16 protein-coding genes are annotated in these 26414 nt (G+C 60.6%); 4 read left to right on the forward strand and 12 right to left on the reverse strand.

Annotated elements, in window-relative coordinates:
- Positions 1–73 precede the first annotated feature (73 nt).
- A complete protein-coding gene (locus GUY37_RS16370; protein WP_228278222.1) occupies positions 74–1942 on the forward strand; it encodes a glycosyltransferase family protein in 1869 nt (622 codons plus the stop codon).
- On the opposite strand, the gene wecB is transcribed toward GUY37_RS16370, so the two are convergent.
- Positions 1930–3108, reverse strand: coding sequence for a non-hydrolyzing UDP-N-acetylglucosamine 2-epimerase (gene wecB, locus GUY37_RS16375; RefSeq protein ID WP_228278223.1), 1179 nt, complete (start codon positions 3106–3108; stop codon positions 1930–1932). The genes GUY37_RS16370 and wecB overlap by 13 nt on opposite strands.
- A 177-nt stretch (positions 3109–3285) precedes the next feature.
- Here wecB and wecC point away from each other — a divergent pair, with 177 nt between their 5' ends.
- On the forward strand, positions 3286–4545 hold the full coding sequence (wecC, locus tag GUY37_RS16380) for a UDP-N-acetyl-D-mannosamine dehydrogenase (RefSeq protein ID WP_166827778.1): 1260 nt from the start codon (positions 3286–3288) through the stop codon (positions 4543–4545).
- Between the two features lie 168 nt (positions 4546–4713).
- Positions 4714–6234, forward strand: a complete 1521-nt coding sequence (locus GUY37_RS16385; protein ID WP_166827780.1) for a hypothetical protein — start codon at positions 4714–4716, stop codon at positions 6232–6234.
- Between the two features lie 76 nt (positions 6235–6310).
- Here the strand turns inward: GUY37_RS16385 and GUY37_RS16390 are convergent, their stop codons facing one another.
- From GUY37_RS16390 to GUY37_RS16400, 3 genes are all read right to left on the reverse strand, one after another.
- Complete coding sequence (locus tag GUY37_RS16390) at positions 6311–10132, reverse strand: glycosyltransferase (protein WP_166827783.1); 3822 nt, start codon at positions 10130–10132, stop codon at positions 6311–6313.
- A gap of 96 nt (positions 10133–10228) precedes the next feature.
- Complete coding sequence (locus tag GUY37_RS16395) at positions 10229–12376, reverse strand: glycosyltransferase (protein ID WP_166827786.1); 2148 nt, start codon at positions 12374–12376, stop codon at positions 10229–10231.
- A 251-nt stretch (positions 12377–12627) separates the two neighbouring features.
- On the reverse strand, positions 12628–13194 hold the full coding sequence (locus tag GUY37_RS16400) for a hypothetical protein (protein WP_166827789.1): 567 nt from the start codon (positions 13192–13194) through the stop codon (positions 12628–12630).
- Between the two features lie 245 nt (positions 13195–13439).
- On the opposite strand from GUY37_RS16400, the gene GUY37_RS16405 reads away from it, so the two are divergent.
- Entirely contained in the window at positions 13440–15413 is a 1974-nt protein-coding gene (locus GUY37_RS16405; protein WP_166827792.1) for an acetoacetate--CoA ligase, read from the forward strand.
- 135 nt (positions 15414–15548) lie between these two features.
- Here the strand turns inward: GUY37_RS16405 and GUY37_RS16410 are convergent, their stop codons facing one another.
- From GUY37_RS16410 to GUY37_RS16445, 8 genes are all read right to left on the reverse strand, one after another.
- Positions 15549–16796, reverse strand: coding sequence for an MFS transporter (locus GUY37_RS16410; protein WP_166827795.1), 1248 nt, complete (start codon positions 16794–16796; stop codon positions 15549–15551).
- Positions 16797–17343: 547 nt separating this feature from the next.
- Positions 17344–18333 (reverse strand): NADPH:quinone reductase, encoded by a 990-nt coding sequence (locus GUY37_RS16415; RefSeq protein ID WP_166827798.1) that lies wholly within the window; start codon positions 18331–18333, stop codon positions 17344–17346.
- A 4-nt stretch (positions 18334–18337) separates the two neighbouring features.
- Complete coding sequence (locus GUY37_RS16420) at positions 18338–19609, reverse strand: amidohydrolase family protein (RefSeq protein ID WP_208094704.1); 1272 nt, start codon at positions 19607–19609, stop codon at positions 18338–18340.
- A gap of 12 nt (positions 19610–19621) precedes the next feature.
- Complete coding sequence (locus GUY37_RS16425; RefSeq protein ID WP_208094705.1) at positions 19622–20614, reverse strand: YihY/virulence factor BrkB family protein; 993 nt, start codon at positions 20612–20614, stop codon at positions 19622–19624.
- Complete coding sequence (locus GUY37_RS16430) at positions 20557–21309, reverse strand: OBAP family protein (protein ID WP_166827800.1); 753 nt, start codon at positions 21307–21309, stop codon at positions 20557–20559. Before GUY37_RS16430 ends, GUY37_RS16425 begins: the two co-directional genes overlap by 58 nt.
- A gap of 556 nt (positions 21310–21865) precedes the next feature.
- Positions 21866–23494, reverse strand: coding sequence for an APC family permease (locus GUY37_RS16435; RefSeq protein WP_208094706.1), 1629 nt, complete (start codon positions 23492–23494; stop codon positions 21866–21868).
- Between the two features lie 411 nt (positions 23495–23905).
- Entirely contained in the window at positions 23906–24802 is an 897-nt protein-coding gene (locus tag GUY37_RS16440) for a polysaccharide deacetylase family protein (RefSeq protein WP_166827803.1), read from the reverse strand.
- Between the two features lie 25 nt (positions 24803–24827).
- Positions 24828–26240 (reverse strand): MFS transporter, encoded by a 1413-nt coding sequence (locus GUY37_RS16445; RefSeq protein ID WP_166827806.1) that lies wholly within the window; start codon positions 26238–26240, stop codon positions 24828–24830.
- Between the last annotated feature and the right edge of the window lie 174 nt (positions 26241–26414).

Genomic DNA, 26414 nt, shown 5'->3' on the forward strand with positions numbered 1-26414 from the left:
TTCGCTTCCCCGTTCCGTGACCCGGCCGCCGTTGAGAGGATTCACCCACGTGCCCCAGACACCGCTTCGCACCATGAGAACCGCCCTGTGGCACCTGCGCAAGGGCGGCTTCTCGCAGATGGCGAAGTGGCAGCGTCGCCGCTCGATCACTCAGGGCACTGCTGAGACTCCCGCCGAGGTCGCCACCGGCAGTCTCTCCGCCGAGGTGCTCGCCGAGATGTTTCCCGCCTTGCCTCTGCCACAGAGAAGGCCGGTGTTCTCCGACCTCGAGGTCGGAGTCATCCTCGATGAGTTCTCCACCGAGAGCTTCGGCTATGAGTGGTCGCTTCGTCCTCTGTCGTTCACGGACTGGTCGGACGAACTCGACGGTCTCGATTTCGTCTTCATCGAATCGGCGTGGAACGGAAACGACGGGGTCTGGAAGTTCAAGCTCACGGGTCCGTCCGGTCCCAGCCCCGAGGTCACCGAGCTGCTCAGCGCCTGCCGTCGACGGGGCATTCCGACGGTGTTCTGGAACAAGGAGGATCCGCCGCACTTCGAGGACTTCCTGCCCCTGGCCGAACTCTGCAACGTCGTGTTCACCAGCGATGTCAGGCTGGTGCCCGAGTACCGGTCCCGCTTGGGTCATGACCGTGTCGCGGCTCTGCCTTTCGCAGCCCAGCCGGCAATTCACAATCCGTCCCGACCGGCGAAGAACGTCGCGGCCCGGGACATCGCGTTCGCCGGCATGTACTTCGCCCACAAGTACCCTGAGCGCAGGGAGCAGATGGATCTGCTGCTCGGCGCCGCAGACGCGGTGTCGCCTCGAATGCGGCATGGATTGGAGATCTTCTCGCGCTTCCTCGGCAATGACGAGCGCTACCAGTTCCCCGGTACGCTGGCGAAGCGGGTGGTCGGTTCCCTGCCGTATCGCAATCTGCTCACGGCCTACAAGCATTACAAGGTCTTCCTCAACGTCAACTCCGTCACCGACTCCCCCAGCATGTGCGCCCGCAGGATCTTCGAGATCAGCGCCGCCGGCACACCCGTCGTCACCACTGCCAGCGCGGCGACCAAAGAGTTCTTCCCCACCGACGAGGTTCCTCAGCCGGAGACGGCCGAAGAGGCCCAATGGGTTCTGCGCGCCTATGTGCGCAGCCCTGAGCTGAGAGACCGCAGCGTCCACCTGGCCCAGCGACGTATCTGGGCCGAGCACACCTACACGCACCGGGCGATGACGGTGATGGAGTCGTTGGGGATCGACCATGCCCAGCCGTTTCCCACCACAGTGTCCGCGGTGGTGTCGACGAATCGGCCCGGCCATCTCGGCGAGGTTCTGCGGACCCACGCCACCCAGTTGCACGCGGATAAGGAGCTCGTGTTGGTGGCCCACGGATTCGAGGCACCCAGTGACCTGCGTGCGCGGGCCGCGAACCTCGGGATCGATCATTTTGAGATCGTCGAGGTCGACGCCGACGAGCCCCTGGGCACATGCCTCAACAGGGGAGTCGAAGCGGCCTCGGGGGAGGTCGTCGCGAAGATGGACGATGATGACATCTACGGTGCCCACTACCTCGGTGACCAGCTCGCTGCTCTGCGGTACTCGGACGCCGAACTCGTCGGCAAGCAGGCCCATTATCTGTACATGCGCGGTGCCGATATCGTCATCTGCCGCTTTCCCGAACGCGAGCACCGTTTCACCGACCTCGTCATGGGGCCGACCCTGATGGCGCGACGCACGACGCTGCTCGACAACCCCTTCGCCGAACGCACGCTGGGAGAGGACACGGAACTGCAGCAGCGCCTCGTCTACTCAGGTGCCCGGATCTACTCGGCCGACCGGTTCAACTTCGTCCAGGTCAGAGGCGACCATGTCCACACGTGGGCCGTCGAGGACAGTCACCTGCTGGCCAACGGAGACGTCCACGCCTTCGGATTCGCCCCGGAGCACTACTGCTTCTGAGCGCTGTGCCAGGGCGAGCGCTCGGGCGTGAAATCGTCGATGCGTTCGCCGACGGCGAGAAGCGCCTCGATGGCGGCGACGGAGCGATCTGCAGCCCGACCGTCACCGTAGGGGTTGACCGCCCGAGCCATCGATTCGTAGCCCCGGTCGTCGTCGAAGAGGCGAGACACCTCGGCGACGATGGCTGACCGCTCAGTGCCGACCAGTGCGACGGAACCAGCTGTGACTGCCTCGGGGCGTTCGGTGTTCTCGCGCATGACGAGCACGGGTTTGCCGAGGCTCGGGGCTTCCTCCTGGATGCCGCCTGAGTCTGTGAGGACCACATCGGACGCGGCCATGACCGTGGTGAACTCGCCATACGACAGAGGTTCGGTGACCAGCACATTGTCGAACTCGGCGACTCTGGGCAGCACGGCTTCGCGAACCAGAGGGTTGCGGTGGGCCGGGAGGAGGATGAGGAGCTCAGGGCGGGCAGCAGCGAGTTCTGCCAGCGCGTCTCCGATGCTCTCCATCGCCGAACCGAGATTCTCCCTCCTGTGGGTGGTCACCAACAGCTTCGGCCGGTCTGTGGTCACGTAGTCGGCAACTTCCGGGTCAGACGGTTGTACCTGCATGTCGACGGCAATGTGCAGGGCATCGATGACGGTGTTGCCGGTCACGACGACATCGGTCGGGTTGATCCCTTCGGCGAGCAAATTGTCCCGTGAGCGCGAGGTCGGAGCGAGATGGAGGCTCGAAACCTGACTCGTGAGTTTCCGGTTCGCCTCCTCAGGGAACGGACTGGCGATATTGCCCGACCGCAGGCCCGCCTCGAGGTGAATGACGGGAATGCCGCGGTTGAATGCGGCGATCGCGGCAGCCATGACCGTGGTGGTGTCGCCTTGGACGAGCACGGCGTCCGGGGCCACCTCGGCGAGGATGGCATCGAGTTCGCCGATGACACGGGAGGCGATCCCGTTCAGAGTCTGTCCGGCGGCCATGATGTTCAGGTCGAAGTCGGGGACGATTCCGAAGAGGTCGTTGACCTGGTCGAGCATCTCCCGGTGCTGGGCAGTGACGAGTGTGCGGAAGCGGAGATTGTCGCTGGCTTCGATGCCGCGGATGAGAGGTGCCACTTTGATGGCTTCCGGACGGGTGCCGAAGACGGTCAGGACTGTGGGTGTCACGGACGAACTCCTAATAGGGAGAATCGGGCTCTCACCGCGGCGGGCACGTTTCTCACATTTGGTATTGGCGCTTACACCAATGGTATGCCTGGTCATCTTTTGTTCACGTGAGATCTCCTGAGCCGCCACTCGGGTAACATCAATAGTTGTTCAGCCAGAGTTTGGAGCACCACTCATATGCCGCCCACTGCCACCGCGCAACGCCCGTCTGTCGCCGTCATCGGCCTCGGTTACATCGGCCTTCCGACCGCAGCCGTCTTAGCCAGCTCCGGAGCGGAGGTGGTCGGAGTCGATGTCAACGCCGATGCTGTGAACACTATCAACGCCGGCCAAGTTCCGTTCGTCGAACCGGACATGGCGACGACGGTGGCGGGTGTCGTCTCGCAGGGCTACCTCCGCGCCACAACAGATACCCCGCACGCTGAGAACTATATCGTCGCGGTGCCCACCCCATTCAAAGACGGACACGAACCGGACCTGTCCTTCATCGAAATCGCTGGCAAGCAGATTGCGCCGTTGCTCGAGGGCAACGAGCTCATCATCTTGGAATCGACCTCGCCTCCCGGGGCCACGGAGTTCCTGGCAGACACGGTCATCAGGGAACGTCCGGATCTCACGCTCAAACCCGGCAGCGCACAGACGGTCTACTTCGCCCACTGCCCGGAGAGGGTTCTGCCGGGTCGGATCATGATCGAGTTGCGCACGAACGACCGCATCGTCGGCACGCTCAACGGCAACGCCGGAGACCGGGCACGGGCTCTGTACGAGCTGTTCTGCGAGGGCGAGTTCCTCATGACCGATGCGCGGACGGCAGAGATGGCGAAACTGACCGAGAACGCCTATCGCGACGTCAACATCGCCTTTGCCAATGAGCTGTCGATGATCGCCGATGGCCTCGACATCAACGTGTGGGAGCTCATCCGGCTCGCGAACCATCATCCGCGTGTGAATATCCTGCAACCGGGTCCGGGCGTCGGCGGGCACTGCATTGCAGTTGACCCTTGGTTCATCGTCGCGACCGCGCCGCAGCAGTCCTCCCTGATCAGGACCGCACGCGAGGTCAACGATGCCAAACCCGGGTATGTGATCGACAAACTTCTCCCCCAGGCGCGGCGAATCCAGGACGTGCGGATCGCGGCCTTGGGTTTGGCTTTCAAACCGAACATCGATGACCTGCGCGAGAGCCCTGCCCGCCGGATCGTCGGCCAGCTGGCCGAGGAACTCCCGCAGGCGACCATCATGGCCGTCGAACCGAATATCGATGCACTGCCCGATGAGCTCGAGGCTCTGGACAATGTCACGCTCGCCGAGGTGAACGAGGCCGTCCGCGCGGCCGACATCGTGCTCCTGCTGGTCGACCACACCGAGTTCACGCGGCTCGATCAGACCCTGCTCACGCAGAAGATCGTCCACGACACCCGTGGCGTGTGGAATTGACCTATGAGTCTCTTTCTGGCCCGAATGCCGGATTCGGAAGAGCGGGAACTGAGGTCCAGATATACTTTTACCGCAAGTTTGACGTCGCTCCGCTCCAGAGGCGATTATCGCTCGGGCCATGGCGTTGGATGAGCGGCGAGGGAACAACCACCGACGATTGGAAGAGTAGTGTCCTACTTCATTGATGCACAGACTGTGTTGGAAGAGGCGACTTCTGCAAGAGCCGAACGTGTGTGCTTTCGTACGGCAGATGACTTCTCTTTTGCCGAGGTCAATCTCAGCTCCATCGAATCGGCGCTGAGCGGTGAAACACCGGAAAAGTACAAACTCCAACGCAGAGTCGATCGCCGCTGGACAGACATCGGCGGGTATGCCAAGGTATTCGATTCCACCAGGATGTTCGCCGATCTCTCACGAAGCGCCGACTCTGTTGCTGACGTCTCTCGAGCTGAACTTCTCACTGCAATCAGATCTTCACCTGGCCGATTTCATCTTTCACTCAAGAAGATCCTGGGCCGCCTCGGAGAGAGGCTGGCGACACGACCGAACGCACAGCTTGTAAGAGAATGGACGTCGTATTTCGCTGGAATCGAGGCCCACATAGACGACGATCATTTCACGTATTTCATCTCCACCATCAAATTGCTCGAAGTGGCCCTTTCCAATGGTCTCGAAGATTTCGTCGCGGAGCCGGACGCCACTTCGTTGAAGACGCTCGTTTCCCGAATCGATGGCTTTGCATCGAACTTCGAGTCTGCCCCTTCGCAGATTGCGGCTCTGAATCTTCTAGGCAAGATCTTCAGCTTAATTGATCGATCTGCAGCCGCGGACTACTTCTCTTTGATCGGGCAAAAGGATGACAATGACCTGATTTCGTACTTCTACACCGATGTGGGTGCGCTGACCTACTATTCTCATGGTCAAGTCGTCTCTCCCCAGACTTCGGCACGCACACGATCAGTCCAAGAGAGCATTCACGAGATCACAGTCAGTCAGACGGGCAATGAGCTGGGCATTCTCGTATCTGTCGACCCCAACTTCTTTCGCATCTACAGCTGGCTGATCTATTACTATGCCCAGCAGCTGCCTCATATTGATTTCAATTTCCTGATCTGCTGCGACCAGGACTCGGCAGAACAACTGATCTCCGACGGTGAGATGTATGCCGAGGCTCTCTCAACTCTGAACAAGTCGGGAATGCCCGAGAACGTCGGCTACTTTCGCATTCCTGTTCCAGACTTCGCCAACCAACAGAAGACGTTCTATGCGTGTGCACGCTTCTATGCCGTCGAACGTCTGCTGAAAGAATATCCCCAGGTCTACAGCATGGACGCGGATCTTATGTTCACAGAGGATCCGACGAAATTCTTCTCACGGGTCAGGAATCTTCGGGTCGCCGCTCCCGAGAGCGTCGGGCTCACCTATCTTTCGCCATGGCGACGGCATCTTGCTGGGAACATTCCTCTCAACAGTTCTGTGCTGAACACGGATTTTCTGTCCGACCTGCAGGACTACATATCCTATGGTCTCGCTGCGAAATCGAGTTGGATGCTCGACCAGAATGCTCTCACCTATTCCATCGAGAAGAACTTCCCGAACTCGTCCGTGTCGCTGAACAAATACAACAGACCGATCTACGGGCCGAAGTTCAGGTCAACATGGGAGCGGAACTATTTCTCCCGGAGCTGAGGTCTGCAGGGCCCAGCGAGGTTGCCCAACGGTCGTTCGTCTCTGAGACTCGGACTCGCTCCCATAGACTGTCCGCTTACCTCCGGAGGCGCAGTACCGTGTCGACGGAGGCCCGAGTCTCAATCGGAAATGCGAAGCCGAGCGACCATACCGGCTCAAGTTCTCGATCTTTTCGGGATCTCCATCCGCGAAGCGGTTCCGTCTGACCGAGAACCGGATCTACCAAACGACCGGGACCTTCGACAGTCAAAGTCAGGGCACCTTTCTCATCCCGCAGTTCGAATTCGACAGTTTCGTCCGCAGAGCTCAATTCGAACTCACCAGGCACGTTGAACCACAAAATGGCTTCTCTCTCCTCAGCCGCCTGAGAGAATATCGAGTCCTTTATGAGCAGCTCGCTGCCCGGTTTGAACACCAACCGTCGACGGTGAGCATAGTCCGAATGTTGAACGCGGCCTGACAGGTCAAACACGCTGCCATCATGAGTGCACAGACCAATTGCGCCGCCGAACGGTTCTCTCGTTCGACGTTCTTGATTGGCTCCATCCATCATCAGGGTGTTGTGCGCCATTGTGCCTTCGACATACTGTCGCTCCGGCGACGAATAGTAGAAACCCTCGCGGCGCAACGGTGAATCGGCAGGCAGCAATTCGCCGTAGCCGAAGCGCCCTGCATCCGTCAGGATCTGATGCCCCGCATCGAACCAGACGACGTTGAGGTCGTCGGCATGCTTATGGGCGCGCGAATGGAAGGCCGCGGCAAATGCGAGATAGCTGCATTCTTCGAGCGACTGGTCGGCTGATGGCTGCGGAGAACGGACGAAAGCGTAACCGCCTTCTTGGAACACCGCGAGCTCCTCTGAGGGGCCCGTCCCTCTCCGACCGCCACTGAGGACATACGCCGTCGCAGGATCGATCGAGTCGGCTTCCGCATCGACAATCATAGTCTCCGGGGAGTCTCCGAACTGCACCAGCGCACCGTCGGGCTGAACCATCCATCCCAGCACATGTGCCGCACGTCGCACCCGATTCTGAATCTCGGCGTCCTCAAGCAACCCGTCTTTGACTGCCTTCTCGAACGAAGACAGCAACATGCGATGATAATCCGGCGAATGTTCTAGATGAACACCATCGACCGCAAACTGCGAGTTCGCCATCTTCGCCAGTCGTTCCTGACCTTCCTTCCTCGCTTCGTCGGCGCCGGGGAACATCCAAGCGTATTTCGCAGCATGAGCTTGAGACACCGCGGTGTAGAAACCATGATTGTTGTTGGGGTTGAAAGCCCGTTCCTTGTGCAGTTCGACAAAATGCCATGCGATCCCGAATGAAAGAACTGCTGTTTCGTCCTTGAGATGAGGTAGACGCGATGCTCTCAGCGCGAGGGCGATCAAACGTGGCATACGAAGAGCCTGCGACATGTCATACCAGGCCATCGGGTCCTCGTATCCCGCATCACGGTGAAGCTCCAGCCAGGAAATCGCGATTTCGACAGCAGTTGTCAACCATTTCTGGTCACCGGTCTCATCGTATTCACGAAGCAGAGGATCCATGAATTCCCAGGCGTGCAGGTGGAATCCCCAGGAACGATGCTCTCTGCCGAACGATGACCAATCACTCAAAGTCGCTACCTTGACGGGAGCGAAGCTTGAGAATTTCCAGCCGGGTTCAACGATTCCTGCCGCTGACTGCCTAATCTCCTGGATACTGAACCAGCCGAAAAGAGAAGGCAATTCAGACGCATTGAGTTCTTCGACAATCTCTCCCGGGTTCGCGCCCATGTCCTCGAGATACAGCTCCGCATCGATCACAGGTCGCACAGATCCGGTGAAACCCAAAGCCTTGTAGACGCGATAGTATTCATTGACGTTGGCGTCCCATGAACGGTGATTGCGCACCCATCGCTGAGCCCGATTCCCGAGGAACCGACGATGGTCCTCATCGTTGATCAATGAGATCAGTACGCAAGCAAGGTCGTCTGAGGATCCAGCACGAAATGTTTCCGCGGCTCCGGACTGTTCGGCGATCTCCCGAAGTGCCGTCACATCGGAGAGTACAACTGCTCGGCCGGTGGAGAATGCTTCGAAAGGCTTCAACGGGGTCACCAGATCCGTCACAGTGCTCTTCTTTCTCGGCACGACGAAGACATCGATCAACCCGTAGAAGCGCAGCACGTCCTCGTGCGGAACACGTCCCGTGAATACAATGTTCTCGGCATTGCCAGCCTGGGCGTGCTTCTTCAATTCCTCAAGATGATCACCATCACCGACCAGAAGCAAACACAGCGGCTTCGCCGTCGATTTCGATACCGCAGTGTAGGCATCGATCAGCGTGTCGATGCCTTCGTATTCCACCATCGACGAAATATAGCCGATGGTGATCGCATCGTGGTGCAGTCCTATCTCGGCTGCCAAGTTCTCGTCACGGGCTTGAACGGGGAAGTTGGTGGCCTCGACGGCATTGGGGACCACACTGACCTTGTCGCTTCGAATGCTGCCACCGGACGAGTCGATGATGTGATCACGCATCACTTCTGCAAGGGTGAAAACATGATCGGGCAGCATGCGAACGCTCTCTTCCGAACGTCGTCTCAGCCGATATGCCGCCGGGGCACCGTACATCGCAAACAGTCGGTCACAGCCATCGTCCCACCCGTTGGCGGAGATCGTCCGAGAGAGCCACGACTCCTCCCAGAAGCCGCGGGCTTCGTAGACAGTCGGTATTCCGTATTGGCGGCCGACGGCAGTGACGATGAGCGCATTGAAGAAGTCAGATTGAGCGTGAAGCACGCTTGGTCGCAGGCCTCGGACCAGCGATCCGAGAGCCTCGATATTCTGGCGAAGCCAATCGTCCAAATGAACTTCGTTCCGTCGCGGGCCGGGCAATATATGGTAGTTGACGCCTTGGAAGGTGTACTCACCGCCGTGGTCGCCATACGTCTCATCGACACCAGACTGCGCAACGATCGCGACGCGAAGCCCCTTGCGTATCTGAGCCATGGCAGTGTACTGCGTCCTCAGGGTATAACCGGTCTGAGTCACCGGCAGTACGCGTCCTACTACGTGCAGAATCGGTCCTGTCGAGTCAAAAGCATTTCCCGCAGGCAGCTCAGCGTATGTAGCCTTCGGTTGCGTGAAAACTTCGATCTCGCAACGCAGCTTCTCCTGCGCCTGCAGATCCGAAACCCGACCAGTCTTGTTGCAGACGGTACTCATAACGAGCAGTGCGAGCTCCCAGTACCCGACACTTCGGAAGTACTTGTACAAGTGGCGCAGCGTCGTCAGACTTTGCGAACCGAGTAGATCGAATTCCTCGATCAAGGGTCTCAGCTGCAACAGTTTGCCTTCTGCGAGGTAGTCGTTGAAGAGCATTTCCGCCTGCTCATCCGAAATCGCCTCATGAGGTTGTCGACCGAGCTGGATAGCCGATTCGAATGCAACGCGAAGAGTCTTCTGCACTCCGTCATTGAGGCCGGCCAAGTCACTTTCAAACCGGTCCAAGAACCCTGCGGGAGCACGGCGACGCAGAATCTGCATGTCTTTGTGCAACAGCTGCGTACGCTCCTTCATTCGCAGCTGCTCACCGGCAAGGGACCTCTGCAGCTCTTGGATCTCAGCTTTGAGTTCACCGGATTCCGCTGTCAGGTTGTTAAGTCTGCTGGCAATGCGGTCGTTGCGTTCAACAGCCCTGTCTGATGCACGAATCGCGAGCCAACCCAGGGCCAGAATCCCCAGTGCCCCGAGGCCCGCAGCCAGCAGGTGAAAGATCATCAGACCTGTTGCGATCGCGATGACGTAGCACAGCAGCACTGCAAGAGCACCAACTGACATCAGCACTGTCAGCCCCACTACTCGTCGGCGAACAGGCCGGTTCATTCCAATGCCCACTGTTGCTCCCATCATCTTCGATTCCTCAGCCGGTCATTACTCGCAAAACAAATACTGGCACCGATCATCGCTCTTCAACGGAGAGCTCCAACGATGTGTCGGCTTGGTGGCTTATCGTGTTCGCAGTCCACCCAGCGATTCATAGATTCGTCCGACTCTCGCGCCCAGGACATCCCATCGTCGCTCGGCCTCCACCCACGAACGTGCCTTCTCCGACAGATCTGTACGAAGACGATCGTCGTCCATCACGCGGCGGAGGGAGTCGGCCAACGAAGAAGCGTCGTTCTTCCGATGGAGAATACCTGTGGTTCCGTCCGACACGATTTCGCCCATCGCCGCCACATCGGACGCGACAACCACCTTTCCCATGGCCATTGCTTCGAACGGCTTCAGCGGCGAGACCATTTCGCAAACGGGTACGGACAGTCTGGGGAAAGGCGTGATATCCACAATCGAGTAATATCTCTCGACCTGGCTATGGGGCACACGTCCAACAAATCGGAAGAATTTGTCGATGTCGAGAAGACGGACCTGCATCTTCAGATTCTCATACTCAGCACCGTCTCCAACGATCAGAACGACGAAGTCGCTCCGTTCCTCCGATAATCTGGCGACCGCCTCGACGAGTAATCCGAGACCTTCATAATCGACGATTGAGCCCACATAGCCGATGACGGTTTCGCTGCCGATGCCCAACTCTCGCGCCAAGGATGAGTCTCGAGTCATCGGTCTGAAGCGGGAGGTGTCCACCCCGTTGGGCACGACAGAGATCTTCTCAGCATCGACCCCTCGGTTGACGAGCTCCGCTTTCAGAGCGTCGGTCAAGGCGATGACCATTGAAGCAGCAGTAGCAGCCTCTGTTTCGAGCTCGGCAGCCAGACGATATTCCATACTCGCAGCCCACATCGGATCACGTGAGGCACGAGTGACCTCCCACAGGCCACGGACCTCATAGATCGAGGGGAGTCCGAGTCGTCGCGCAGCAGACACGGCAGCCAATCCGTTGAGGTGATTCGACGCGCCGTGGACCAGGGTTGCCCGACGATCTTGAGCGAACGCAGCCAGCTCTTCTGTGTAACGCTGGATATACGGAACAATCGGCCGTTTGGGAATTTGACCCGACCGTGTCCCGAGCCGGTGGTAGGGAACACCTTCGACGTAGGTCGATTCGGGCAAGTTTGATAACGTCTTGAACCCTTGGAGGTCCATCGGATAGCCAAGACGTGAAACTCCATCAACTCGCCAGCCCTGATCGCGCAGGGCCGACAGCAGGCCATGAGTGCGGGTGGAGTAGCCCGCCGAGTGGTACGGCAGTGAGTTGTGCACTGCGTAGACGATTTGGGCTCGATCTGCGGTTGCAGCAGGCGTCATCCGTTCCGGCGGAAACGGAAATCCCGTCTTCAACAGGTAATGGGAGGAATCCGACATGTTAAGGCTCGAGCTATGCTCCATTCGCTCCAGTTGCTGCTGGGCCCACCTGTCATTCGGACTGGCTCGAAGATATTCCTCAAGCAGCAAACTCGCGTTCGGGTCTGATTCCCTCATCGCTTGTCGAATTGCGAGTCGAATGCCCAACAGAGGGAGTTGATCTGGTTCGAGTCTGCTGATGGATTGCACCGCACCTGGTCGATCGTCGTTGCAAAGGTTGAAGACCGCAATTGCCAGCCGTGAATCGGCGTCGCTCAATTCGGCGGTGACTTTTCCTCCTTGCTGGAGTTCAACAACGGCTTCTGCAATGGCCGACCCGCCCTCGGCTACGACTGCCACCGCTTCGGAGATCTCATAAGGAATCGAAAAGTACAGGGAATCCAGATGCCGGTGCTGACGATCGGCTAACGCCGACGGAAGGCGTGAAAGAACTCGATTCACTCGGTGCGTCTCATTCCGAGACACCGCCATCTCCAGGAAGTGCTCAAGCGCACCGAAATTCCCCGGATCGATCTCGACAGCGTTGATGAAGCACTCATATGCCTCGGAATATCTGCCCAAAGACTGGAGTCGATAACCATAGGACATCCACAGCAAGCTGTCCCACGGTTGTTTCAACAGATGTCGTCGGAGCAGATCCAACGACTGCCCGACATCGCCTGAAGCCCAAAGTTCTCCTGCTTGGGTTCTAATCGCAAGCGAGTCCGATGGCTGGAATGACAGTCGCCCTTTCACTGTCTCTGCTGCTTGGCGAGGCATAACTGCTCGAGCAATGAACCGGCGTGTGCGCCAGATGGCCCGCCGCAGAGGCATGAAGATCTCGATGTTCATTTATAAGGTGCTCCGTAGCTGACGGAGACGACACGCATTGCTGGCATATTCACTTCGGTCACGAGCAGAAACTTACGAGCGGCTTTTCCATCACGATTCCAGTCAGAGGTCAACTGTCTCGCAACCTCTCAATCCCTGAAGACCTCCAGGCATCCAGCTTGTCATCATGTCCCAATGATACTTGAGCCCGAGATCCGGTACGCCTACGGATGGTACCGGTGACCATAGCCCAGCCACCGTTGGCTCTGATGTCAGAATGACGATGACGGTCTCGCGGATTGCTTCAATTCGTTCACGGCATGTTCGGTGAGCCCGGTACGGCCCTCGGAACCTGCGGTCTCTGCGCGGTGCTGATTCGTCCTGTTGCTGGTCGGCCACACCGAGCTCAACCGCCGCAATCGGACCCTGCTGACGCATGAGATCGACCACGATACGCGTGGGGTGTGAGGATGGAATGTTGGATTTGAGCGCACTCGGGTTGCGGCCCGTACGACGTCTTCGGCTACTCGGTCAGGCCGTCGATAAGCAGAGCATCGACTTCTGCCAATCGCCGCCTGCTGGGTGGTAATCTCCTGATCGCGGCGGAGCAGACTTGCCGATTGTCCTTGACGAAGCCCTTCTGCGGCCCGTTTCAGCACGTCGAACAGTTCTTCCGTCAACTCGACCCTGTCGATCCCGTCAAGTCCGGTCAAGTAGTAACGATCTAAAGCTCCGTCTTCGCGGCGCTGCTTGTGTGCAAGGAAATCCACGACGGCCGCCAGTTTGCCGGACTCGGCAATGTCCTCGGCCGGCGAGACAACAGCATCCGATTCGACCATGATCGCCTCTCCTCTACATCTCGTGACGCTATTCACGTGACGAAAGTCGAAACACAATTGCCGGCGTGCAGTTCGTAGGATGTATCGGCAATACACGAAGTCACCCAATGAGAGCGAGCTCGTCGGTTCAGCAGAACCCGAAAGCGTAAAGTGGACTCGACGCCTCGACTGCAGAATGAGTACACCTCATTCAACCTACTGAGGCCCCTGTCCGCCGCTGCCCACCGAAGTGCTGAGGAGACGACTTGACCGCTGAACCGATCTGGCACCCCGAGTCCGACCAGACCCCGAGACCGCAGATCGCCGACTTCACCGAATTTGCCAACCAGCGCACCGGCCAGACGATGACCGACTTTGACGATCTGTGGCAATGGTCGGTGAACGACCTCGACGGGTTCTGGGGTGCGGTCTGGGACTTCTTCGACGTCATCGCCGACGAGCCCTACACCGAAGTCCTCGCCGATCGGTCTATGCCCGGCGCCGACTGGTTCCCCGGCACCCGCCTCAACTACGCCGAACACGCCCTGCGGACCGGCCTCGACGACAAGCTCGCCGACGAGCCCGCCATCATCACGATCAAAGAAGCCGGTGAACGCACCGAGACCACCTGGCGCGAACTGCGTCGCCAGGTCGGATCCGTCGCCGCCTGGCTGCGCGACCAAGGAGTCGGAGAAGGCGACCGCGTCGTCGGCTACCTGCCGGACACCCACCACAGCCTCATCGCCTTCCTCGCCTCGGCCTCAGTCGGTGCTATCTGGTCCGCCTGCGCCCAGGACTACGCCGCCGAAGGCGCCGCGACGAAACTCGGCCAGCTCGAACCGACCGTGCTCTTCGCCGCCGACGGCTACCTGTGGAACGGTCAGGCCTTCGACCGCCGCGATCAGGTCGCGGATCTCGCCAACCGGATGCCGAGCCTGCGGGCCGTGGTCGGGGTGGGCAACCTCGGCGAGGAATTCATCGATGAACAGCGCCAGCTCACGAGCCTCACCACCTGGGACGATATCGCCTCCGGGGACACTGAGCCCGAGTTCGCGCGCGTCGATTTCGATACCCCGCTGTGGGTGCTGTACTCCTCGGGCACGACGGGGATACCCAAGGGGATCGTGCACAGCCACGGCGGGGTCGTCATCGATCACCTGCGGCTGCTGGGTCTCCACCTCGACATCCGGCCGGGTGACCGGTTCTTCTGGTACACGAACACGAACTGGATGATGTGGAACCTCGTCGCCTCGGCGCTGGTGGGCGGTGCGACCACGGTGTGCTTCGACGGCAGTCCCCTCTATCCGGGGCCGGGCCGGCTGTGGGAGATCGCCGCGGACACGAAAGCCAACGTGCTCGGGGTCAGTCCCGGGATCTTCCTCGCCGGGATGAAGGCCGGGCTTGAACCCGGCAAAGAGTTCGACCTCTCCGCGCTGCGGACGATCGGCGCCACAGGTGCCCCGGTGCCCGCCCACTGCTTCCCGTGGGTGCGCGATGCCGTCGGCGAGCGCGTGCAACTGGCGTCGACGAGTGGCGGCACGGACGTCGTCAGCGGCTTCGCCGGATCCGCACCGAACTGTCCGATCTGGGCCGGGGAACTCTCACGACCCATCCTCGGTGTGGCATTGGAGTCCTGGGACGATACTGGTCAGCCGTTGGTCGGCGAGGTCGGGGAGATGGTCATCACCGCACCGATGCCGTCGATGCCGGTGAAGTTCTGGAACGATCCCGACGGTGAGCGCTACCGCGACACATACTTCTCGATGTTCCCCGGAGTCTGGCGCCACGGCGACTGGATCACCATCACCGACCACGGCAGCGTCATCATCTCCGGCCGCTCGGACGCCACCCTCAACCGGCAGGGCGTGCGCCTGGGCAGCGCCGACATCTACGACGTCGTCGACGGCATCCCCGAGGTGGCCGAATCCCTGGTCATCGGCGCCGAGCAGCCCGACGGCGAGTACTGGATGCCGCTATTCGTGGTGTTGGCATCGGGGGTCTCGCTTGATTCTTCTTTGCGGGAGCGGATTGCTGGGGAGCTGCGTGAGAAGGCGTCGCCGCGGCATGTGCCTGATGACATCATTGCAGTGCCCGCGATCCCCCACACACGCACGGGCAAGAAGCTCGAAGTCCCGGTGAAGCGGCTGATTCAGGGCTACGGCCTGGATCGTGTGGCGAATCCGGATGCTGTGGATTCGTTCGAGGCGCTGGCGTACTTTGGGCGGTTTGCCGCGGAGTAGGTCGACGGCGGGTGGAGAAGGATCGCTTTGAAGGCTGAATAACCGTGCCGAGCTTCACCCCTGCATTGTCTCGAAAAGGAACACCTGCCTATTTGTGAAGCGGACATGGGCTCGGCCCGGTATTGACGAATACTTCTAGGTATTGCCTTCGATGTTCGTGTCCCGAGTCTCCTTTCCGAAGAAGACGAGGACGGCGATGATGACGGCGACACTGCCGGCTATGACCGACATCGGCAAGGAGAAGTTGCCTCCCAGGTGCTCAGCCCAGCTGGCCTGCAGAGTGGAGTTCGGGGAAGCGATGACGTTGCCCACCTGGTAGACGAAGCCGGTCAGCATCGCCCGAGCGCCCAGCGGCATGAGCTCGTTGAGGTAAGCCGGTATGACACCCCAGGCACCTTGGACCATGAACTGGACGATGAACGCGCCGAGGCCGAGCATGACCGCCGTATGACTGTATGCCCACAGAGGAATCGCAGGAAGGACGAGCAGCGACATAACGATCATGACCCAGCGTCGGCCGAACTTCTGTGACAGCGTTCCCGCAAGGATTCCCCCGAGAATCGCTGCGATGTTGTAGAAGATGGCGATGAGAGATTCCACTCCGTTGCCGAATCCGTGCTGTTCCTTGAGGAATGTCGGATACATGTCCTGCGTGCCATGGGAGAAGAAGTTGAACGCCGCCATGAGGACGATGGCGAAGACGATGATCTTCCACGACTGCTTGAAAGTCTCAAGGTAGCGCGGCTTCGAGTCCTTCGAGGTGCCTCTATCCAGCCAGACCGGAGACTCTTTGACGAAGATCCACATGTAGACGGCGAGGAGTATCGGCAGCCCTCCGAGCGCGAACAGACCCCGCCAGCCGATCGCCTCGCCGAGGAGACCGTAGAGAATCGCCGCGATCAGATATCCGGCCGGGTACCCGGCCTGGAAGACACCGGACACCCAACCGCGGGATCGATCCGGCACGGTCTCCATCGTCAGTGCCGAGGCCACACCCCAGATTCCACCCATCATGATGCCGTAGAAGATGCGCGTGACGAGGAAGAAGGCAATCGTCGGCGACAGGGCACTGATGAGCTCGATGACCGAATACAGCACGATGTTGAGTGCGAGGATGTGCTTGCGCCCGAACTTCTCCGCCAATGCACCGAAGACGATCGCGCCGATGGGCCGGAGCAGCAGGGTGAGCGTGATGGCCAACGAGGCAGTCGTCACCGTAGACTTCAGGCCGTTGGCAACATCGGTGAGGACGAAGACGAGGATGAAGTAGTCGAGGCCGTCCAGAGTCCAACTGCCGACACCGGCGAACAGCGCTCGTCGCTGCGGTGCAGTCCACGGAGTGCGATCACGTGACTGAGCCGATGCCGTGTGTTCCCCTGTCATGGGTGCCACTTCCTTCCTGAGACGCCAGCGCCGGAACGGGTTCGCGATTCCCACGCTAAACCCGCACACCTGATCACAACAGGGGTAATGGACGGCAGCGGTGCCTCGTGCAAAGGCCGACCGGCTCAGCGCTTCCGACAGCGGTTCCCGGAGCGGCACAGCCTTCGACCGCCGCAACCAGGTCGCGAACTTCGCGTCACGGTTCCCGTCGTTGCCTGCAGGCAGTCGTCGGGATCGGCAACCTCGGTGTCGGTGCCCTCGATGAGAGCCGTTCGCGTACGGTGAGGCTATGGTTGCTTTCTTCACCATCCCGGCGGCGGATATCCTGCTCGAAGAATTCGCCGCGGAGGCGCGGAGTGCAGGCGTCCGCGCGCGGGGACCGGCCATGGTGGTGCCGACCGGTAAGGGGAGGCAGTAGTTCCGTCGCCGTTCTCCCCGCCAGTCGGCGGTGACCGAACCTGATAGAGATGGCGTAGAGTCAATACTCCCCATGCGGCGCGACCGGAGCATTGGTCACGAGCACGCTGCTGGCGGCTGGCGACGCTGGTCAGGGAAGGATGAGTATCCGGCCGCGCACTCCCCCGGCCTCGAGCATTCGATGAGCTTCGGCCGCCTCGGCGAGGTGGAAACTCGCACCGATCCGGGCCTTCAGACGTCGGGCAGCAAGCATGTGGTTGATCGCCTGGGCCGCCTCGGCGAGGTCAGAGGCCGAGGCGTTGCTGATCGCGAACCCGAGCACGCTGGCGTCGCGGGTGTAGATCTGGCCGATGGGCACCTTCGGCGAGGACTGCATCCCAGCTATGACGACCACCCGCGCGCCGTGGGCGAGGAGGGGAACGGTCTTGTCGAAATCGTCGTCCCCGTTGGGGTCCCACCACACGTCGACACCGTCCGGGGCGGCACGCCCGACCTGGTCATAGAAGTCAGCGGCATGTTTGTCGATGACGATGTCGGCACCACGCTCGGCCACCCATGCTTCGTCACCGGTCGAGGCGCCGGCGATGACGCGGGCACCCATCGTCGCGGCGAGCTCGACGATCGCTGTGCCCACTGCCCCGCTGGCCGAGCCGACAACAATGATCTCTCCCGGTCGCAGCCGGGCCTCTCTGACCAAGCCGATGTGAGCGGTTCCGGCTGAGTGGAGGACAGGGGCAGCCTCGGCGGGGTCGATGCCTTCGGGCAGTCGGTACACACGATCGGCAGGGGCGGTGACGAATTCGGCGAACGAACCCTGTCGACTACCGTGGCCGAGACTGTTCGACCACACACGATCGCCGACTCTGAACTCGTCGATCGCCTCTCCGACGGAGACGACGGTGCCGACGAGGTCGCGGCCGATAACGAACGGGAAGGTCAGTGCAGTGGGGAAGGCGCCGGAGCGGACGAAGAGGTCGACGTGGTTGACCTCGCTGGCCTCCATCCGTATGAGCACTTCGGTGGCACCCGGTTCAGGCACGGGCAGGTCGCCTACACGGATGTTCCCGACCCCGCCTGTGGCCTTGATATAGGCGGCTTTCATCTGTTTCGGGCGCGTCATGTCCTCACCACCGATAGAGTTCGGCGGCGTTGCCGCCGAGGATCGCATCGACGGCTTTCCCATCGATCGCAGCGTTGCGGACATAGTCGAAGGCGCGCACGTACTTCTCGTTTTGGAAGTAGGGATGGTCGGAGCCTGCCATGACCTTGTCGCGACCATAGGCTTCAAGTGCCGAGCGCAGTGCGGGTTCGTAGAAGTTCGCCGCATCGAACCACATCGACCGCAGCGCCGCCTGGGGCGAAGAGGCGAAGGCACCCCAGTCCTCAAAATTGTCTTCGAGACGCTGGAACAGGACCGCGAGATCGCCGCCGAGGTGGGCGATGTGGAAGCGGATGCGCGGAAACCTTCGCGGCACATCGGCCTTGAGCAGGTGCAGAACTGCTGTGGCGTCCTCGACGGGAGCCCCGTTCACCCACGCCAGGCCGGCGTCGGCAATGAGCGACGAACATGCGGCCTGACCGGTCGGGTGAATGTTGACAACGGTTTCCTGCAGGTCGAGCTCGGCCCAGATCTCGTCGAGGCCCGGTTCCGACAGCGCAGTGCCGTTGGGGAACACCGTGGGCACCGAGGCCCCGAGGAAACTGGGCACCTCAAGTATCCGACGTATTTCGGCGATCGATTCTGCCACGTGTGGCAGAGGCAGGTGGGCGTAGGCGAAGAAGCGTCCGGGGTACTCCTCTATCAGCCGTGCATAGATGTCATTGACTGACGCTGCCGCCCCAGCGACCGCCTCGGCGTCGGAACCGAAAGCTCCTTGTGGCATGACCGACAGAACTTGAGCGTCGACACCGGCCCTGTCCATCCATTCGAGTCTCGCGGTCATGTCGGCTGTGGTCGCATCCGCATGCATCCCGCGGGCGATCTTCGTGCTCGCCGGGTCGACGCCCAGAGCTTCGATGGCGTCGAGATGTTCACTGGGGTAGACGTGCGCGTGTGTGTCGACGACTCGGACCATTCTCTCCTCCCTCATTTCTGCAGGCGGACCTCTCCGTGGGCCAGACCCGCAGACGACCGTGACCAGCCCTCCGATTCCCGCGATGACGTTGATCGCTGCGAATGCCGCGACCGATGTTGCGGGAGTCCCTGCTCCTGACACTGCCATGATCGACGCGATGGCCGCAATGCCCACGCTGACGATCGAGGTGCCGCACGCACGGACCAGAGCATTGACGCCATTCGCCTCACCGATCTGGTGCTCGGCACCGAAGACGAGGGATTCGGCCCCCTCGGCGATGACGTCGACGACATCGTCGATAACCGCGTCGCCCAGGCGCACGCCGACCGCGGCCTACTCTTGGCTCTGTCCTGCAGTCTTCCGCAGGTTGCGGGCACGCTCGATGTCCTCCTGGCTCTTCCGCTCCTTCTTGTCGCTGGCCTTGGTGTCGCGCGACGGCAGCTGGAGGTCCTCCTCGGCGGGAAGCCCGGCCTGCAGTTCGCGCCCGCGTTCGAGTTCACTGTCGATCTCGGCACCGAATAGTAGGATGACGTTGACGATGTACGTCCACAGCAGTAGGACGATGACCCCGCCGAGGACGCCGTAGGTCTTGTTGTAGTTGCCGAAGTTCGCGACATAGAAGAAGAAGCCTGCCGAGGCGATGACGATGACGACGATCGCGATGAACGCGCCGAGGCTGATCCAGCGGAACTTCGGCTGTTGGACGTTCGGGGTCGCGTAGTAGAGGAGAGCGAGGACGAAGACGACGATGAAGGCGAGAACGAACCACTTCGCGATGCTCCACACCATAAGCGCGACCGAACCCAGGCCGATCGCACTGCCTACAGCCTCGGCGATCGGACCCGAGAGGACGAAGATCACCAGTGCGACCGCCCCGAGGATGAGGATCAGAGCGGTCAGCAGGTACATCTGGAGGTTGAACTTGATGAATCCGCGTCCTTCGCGGATGTCGTGCAGGATGTTCATCGCCCGGCCGAAAGCCTTGACGTACCCGGAAGCCGACCACAGGGCGGCGAGCAGACCGATGAGGAGTCCGATGCCCGGTGCCGGGGCTCTCAGGCCAGCGACCCCTTGTTTCCTGACGTATGCTGGGTCTACTCCAAAGGTAACGGGGAATTCTCTGACATCGCATGCTCCTCTCGAAGGAAGATTCGGCCTCGCTGCTGCGAATCGTAGAGAAGAAGCTATCACCGGCGTCTGCCCCGGACAGTGAACAGAGGCCGCTCCGAATGGCTCACACGTTTTCGTCGGTTGTGCCGTTCGGCGTTCTACCGTTTGACGCGTGTCTCCTGCAGGGTCGTCTGCATCGCAGTCCCGCTCTCCCACGAGTTCGCGCCCGGGGCGACCTCCGGCATCGGGATGTCTTCGCGGCGTTCGCGGTTGCGCTGCGTCGAGACCCCGACTTCGCGGTCGCGCTCCCGGACCAGCTCGTCGCGGGCTTGCCCATCCTCGGTGAAGCCCATCATCAGCTGCGGGGCACCGTAGGGGAAGTCGTGAACGTCATACTGCCAGGTGTGGAAGGTCTTGCCGTAGGTCTTCACCAAGTCCTCGAAGTAGGCGTGTTCGGCGATCTCCGGAACGCCAGGGGCGGTGAGGATTCCGGACTTGATCTCATAATGGTGGCTGTGCCAGAGCTTCTTCTCCTCTTCGGGCAGGGCGCGGAACCGGTCTTCGCTAATGATGTACTCGATGCCGATCAGACGGGCGTCGTGAGCGTTGCGGTCGAAGATGACGCACTGGTGCAGGTCGTGTTCCAAGTGGATGCAGAAGTGAGCGGCATGGACTTGGCGTCCGGTGTCATCGGCATAGATGTGCAGGCCGTCGAGGTAAGTGCTCATCGCCTCCAGCGGATATTTTCGCTGGAGGAACGCGGAGCCCAGGTCCAACACGCGGTGCTTCCAAGGATGGCCCTTGCTGGTCTTGAGATTGCTGACGGCCCTGCGCCCGGCAAGAGCCGCTGCGACGCCGCCGATGCCGAGAGTCAGTCCGGTAGTGAAGCTCTTCAAATGTGTCAGTTCCATAATTCATCGTAAAGCGGATGATGACACGATTGAACCCCCGGCAGAACGGCTGCGGACTATCGCGGGAGCCAGTTCGTCAAACGACCCCGTCGTGGAACACTCTTCGAACTGCTCGTCCTCCGCCTGGTCAGTGACAGCTTCCCCGGCTTCCGTCTTTTCCTTGTCTTCCCGCGTGTTCCGATCGTCAGGATGCTCCACGGTGTCCGGAACTGCTTCTTTATCTTTCCCATCATCGACCTCCTCGAATCATGCCCCGAAGTATAATCCTTCCGCTCTCAACTGGCGCATGCCACCGAGCCACGACTTGATTTCACCTTGGGCTCCCGGCCGAGCACCGTCAATCACCCCAGAAGACTCAGACAGATTTCGCGTCACCACGCGCTTCACTTCCTTTGGCAGCGCAGAGAACACCACCAATGCTCCGCTGTCCGAAATCTCGGTATCGGACCGGGTTCGCAGGCACGAAACGTGTCGGGGCCGTCACGGGGCAACCAGGGGACATTGGCCGCAGCGTCAGTGAGATCCGACGCTGCGGCCCGTGTGGCTCGGACGACGGTCACTCCCCGTCGATGTGTTCGGCCGCGGTCTCCTTGGTGTTTTCGACGTTGGCAATGACTTCCTCCGACTTCAGGCGGGTCTTGATTCCGACGTAGAAGACGATGGCGGTGAATACAGTGCAGACCAGCTCGCCCCATCCGAACGTGAGCACGCCCATCGCGCCGTCGCCATAGTTGCTCAGCAGGCTGAGCACGGCCAGACCGCCGAGCCACAGGATCATCCACCAGCCGGACTTGAACTGCAGCGGCGGGATCTTGCTGCGGTCGCTGAAAGCGTAGTGCAGACCGAGGACCACGTAGCCGAGCACCATCGCCAGGAACAGCTTCCAGTTCGTGTCCCAGCCGGTCCAGAACACGATGAGGTTCGCGGCGAGGAACCCGAGGAACGGCAGGGTGTCTCCGCCTGGCAGACGGAACGGACGCTCCTGATCGGGCAGCTGACGGCGCAGCGCCGCCACCGTGACCGGGCCGGATCCGAAGGAGATGACGGTGCCGGAGGTGATGAACCCGACCATCTTCGCCCACGACGGGAACGGGAAGAACAGGAAGCAGGCGACGATGAACGTCACCACCAGACCGAACCACGGAATGCCCTTCTTGTTCAGCTTCGTCATCGCACTCGGAGCATTGCCCACGCGAGCCTGCGAGTACGACAGACGCGGGGTGAGCGCGGTGAAGATCAGACCGGTATCGGCAGGGGAGACGACGGCATCGATGTAGAGGATGATCGCCAGCCACATCGCACCGAGCATGATCGCGATCTCTGCCCACGGCCCTGCCGAGTTCGAGAACGACAGTCCGCCCCAGCCGTCCTTGAGCAGGTCGGTGGGGATGGCGCCGATGAACGCAACCTGCAGGAGGATGTAGATGATGCCGGTGAGCACGATCGAGCCGATGACAGCGAAGGGCACATTCTTCTGCGGGTTCTTCGTCTCGCCGGCGAACTCCACGCCCTGGCGGAATCCGAGGTAGGAGAAGACGATGCCCGCCGCAGGCAGGGCCGCGAAGATCGGTGCGATGCCGTTGGGGGCGAAACCGCCGAACTCGGGCATGTGGAAGTGACCGGGGTTGAAGGCCAGCAGCGCGAGTCCCACGAACACGAGGACGATGACGAGCAGCTTCCACCACACGAGCACGTTGTTGAACTGGGCGAAGAACTTCACTCCGAACATGTTGATGACGCAGAAGACTGCGACCATCGCGATGCTCACGAGGATGCCCGGCACCGTGAGGACGAGGACGCCTTCCTTCGACTCCATCAGCCACGGCATATAGCTCGAGGCGTACTGCACGGCCGCGAGCACCTCGATGCCGACAGTGCCCGCCGCCGACAGCCACGTGATCCACCCGCTGGTGTAGCTCGCGAACGAACCGAACGCATAGTGCGGGTAGCGCACGACACCGCCGGCGACGGGGAACATGACACCGAGCTCGGAGTAGTTGAGTGCGACGAAGATGATGAGGATAGCGCCGATGGCCCAGGACAGAATCGCGGCCGGGCCGGCCATGCTCGCGGCGTCGAAGGCACCGAAGAGCCATCCGGAGCCGATGATCGAACCGACGCCGGTGAAGAGCAGCCCGGTCTTGCCGATATCGCGCTTGAGTCCTTTGTCGTGGACGACTGTCACGCTCGTATGCGAGCCCGATGACAGGGAACTGTGTGAGGGCACCTTTGCCTCCGAGGGTTAGACGGCTGTGTTAACGCGGCTAGTTTTCTCCTGTGGCTACGTGATGTCAATTACATAGCCGAGTTATCGGTCGAGATCATGGACGCAGACGACCCCGAACACAGCTTTTGAGTGTCCGGGGTCGAATGGCGGACCTTTTCGGGTCACTATGTGAGGTTTGCGGTTTTTCAGCTGCCGGCGGTCGCCTCGGCGGTGAGGTGGGCACGCGTTTCGGCGCCCATGGCCTCCTGCGTAGTGAGCTTCACCCGCTCACGCCTCTCGGCTTCACCGAGCGCCTTCTCCGCGGCCTGCGCCTGTGACGGAGCATGACCTCGCTCAGTATCTGGGTACAGAAGCGATCGCCCGAGGAAATCATCCGAACTGCTCCATCCACAGGTTCGCAATGTCATCTCGGCGCGCGAACCAGACCTTGCCCTTGGCCTGACAGTGCTCGATGAACTCTCGCAGGGCGTTCGTCCGTCCTGCCTGTCCGATGAGACGCGGATGGAGTCCGACCGACATCATCTTCGGAGCGCCTCGCTCTCCTTCGAGCCACAGCTCATCGAAACCGCGGCGAGCGAACTCGAAGAAGTCGCCTGGCGCTTTCGTCCCCTGGATATCGTTGTAGGTCAACGAGTACGGAACGACGAGATGGCGCTTTCCGTGCACTTCGGTGAAGTACGGAAGGTCATCGTTGTAGGCGTCTGAATCGTAGAGGAAGCCGCCGTGCTCGACGACGAGTTCGCGGGTGTTTATGGAGGGACCGTAGCGGCAGTACCACCCATTGGGAGCTGTCCCCCAGGTGGTCTTAAATGATTCGACAGCATCATGAATGCGCTGCGCTTCTTCCTCGCGCGTCATCCGCCAGTGCTCTTCCCAGCGGTAACCGTGGGAGACGAGGTCGTGGCCGAGCTGACGCGCGGCAGTGGCGACGTCCGGGTTCATTTCGAACGCGCGTGCGCAGGCGAAGAAGGTGGCATTGATGCCGAACTCCTCAAATAGTCTCAGCAGACGCCACACGCCCACTCGAGAACCGTATTCGTACATTGATTCGGTCGCCAGATCACGGACTTCGCGTGGGAACGGGTAGGCGACTTCCGCGATCGAGTCGTTCTCGCCGTCGCCGAGGAAGTGACTGTACTCGGATCCCTCTTCGTAGTTGACGACAAGGTTGACGGCCACATTGGCATCTCCGGGGAACTGGGGATGCGGTGGATTCTCACCGTAGCCGACGAGATCGCGGATCGGGCCATTGGATTCGGTAGCCATGATTTCTCCTTGGAGTTCGGTGTGGTCAGTCGGTGGGGTCGAGCTCTTCGAATGAGCGGTTATGCGTCTCCGTGACAACACGGGAGATGATGAAAATGCCGATATAGATGATGACGACGGTGCCGAAGGTCATGTACTCGTTGACGTTCTCAAACAGCGCTGACGCAGCCAGCGGGATCAGGGCTCCCCCGACGAAGCCGATGTTGACGACGACTGAGGTGCCCAGCCCGCGGATCTTTGTCGGGAAGAGTTCAGGCGACCAGGTCCAGATCGTCGTGTTGACGACCATGACGCTGAAGTTGAACAGGAATCCGAGGAGCATGATGAGGAAGGGGCTCGTGGCGAAGAACGCGAAGAGGATGATCGTTACAGCCGCGAGGACTGAACCGATGGCGATCATACGTTTGCGCGGGAACGAATAGGCACCGATCGAAGCGAGGATCGCGCCGAGCAATCCGCCGATGTTCTGGACCATCGTGAAGGTCAGGCTGCCGCTGATCGAGTAGCCGCGCTCGACGAGGAGCAGTGGCATGACGAGCAGGATGCTGAACTGAGCGCCCCAGGCGAGGAACGCCACGATCGACAGACCGACGGTGCGCTTGCGCTGCCCGGAGATGAATAGATCGGAGACCCGACCGCTTTCCGAGACCTCAGCGGAAGCAGCATCCACTTCCGCGGCGCTGAAGTACTCGACCGCATCGCCTGTAGTCCTCAAACGCATCTTGCCCTGCTCGAGTCGCGTCAGCGATGCGTTGAGGTCTGGCGTCCGGTGCTTTTCCAGCAGAAACCGTGGCGTCTCGGGGAGATAGCGGCGGAAGAAGAAAACGAGCACTGCGGGTATGCCAAGCAGGCCGAATGCCCATCGCCACGCTTCATCTCCAGCTGAGATCATCGCGGCAAACGGTCCCAGAACGAAAATTGTGTAGGCGAACGCGATGAACATGCCGACGCCAGCGGAGATCGTGTTGAACAGAGAGACGAACAGTCCGCGAATGCGGGTGGGCGTCAGCTCTGATAAGTAGGTCAGTCCGACGGCGATCTCACCGCCGACGCCGATCCCTGTGATGATGCGGGCGACGGTGAGCATTTCGTAGTTCATCGAGAAAGCTGCGACGACTGATCCGAAAGAGTAGATGCCGACGCTGACGGCGAGAACCGCACGGCGGCCCACTCGGTCAGCGAGGTATCCCCCAGTGACTCCGCCGACGGCGATCGCCAGCAGGGTCGCGGTCGACAGCAGGGCGATGTCTTGGGCCGACGCGCCGAATGCTTCCTGCAGTGAGGGGCCAAGTGAGGCAAGGATGAGCTGTTCCATGACTTCGAAGAGTCCGCCGGTTACGACCAGCAGCAGCGCGAGGTAATGGACTTTCGTCAGTTTGATTCCATCGACTATGTCGCCTAATCGACTATGATTCTTATCGTGGTATGTCGTGTTCATGAGAACTCCATCGTTCGATTCAGTTGAAAGCGATATATCCTCCCCGGCGGTAACCGGGGTTCCCCGAATAGCGAACTGGCAGGTTCGCTGTTCGGGACCGGTACTTTCTTTCGATGTCCCGGCAGTCTGGGAATTCTGACGACCACTGGCGCAGTGGTCATCAATCGTTGCGAT

The organism is Brevibacterium limosum (assembly GCF_011617705.1).
GTDB lineage: Bacteria > Actinomycetota > Actinomycetes > Actinomycetales > Brevibacteriaceae > Brevibacterium > Brevibacterium limosum.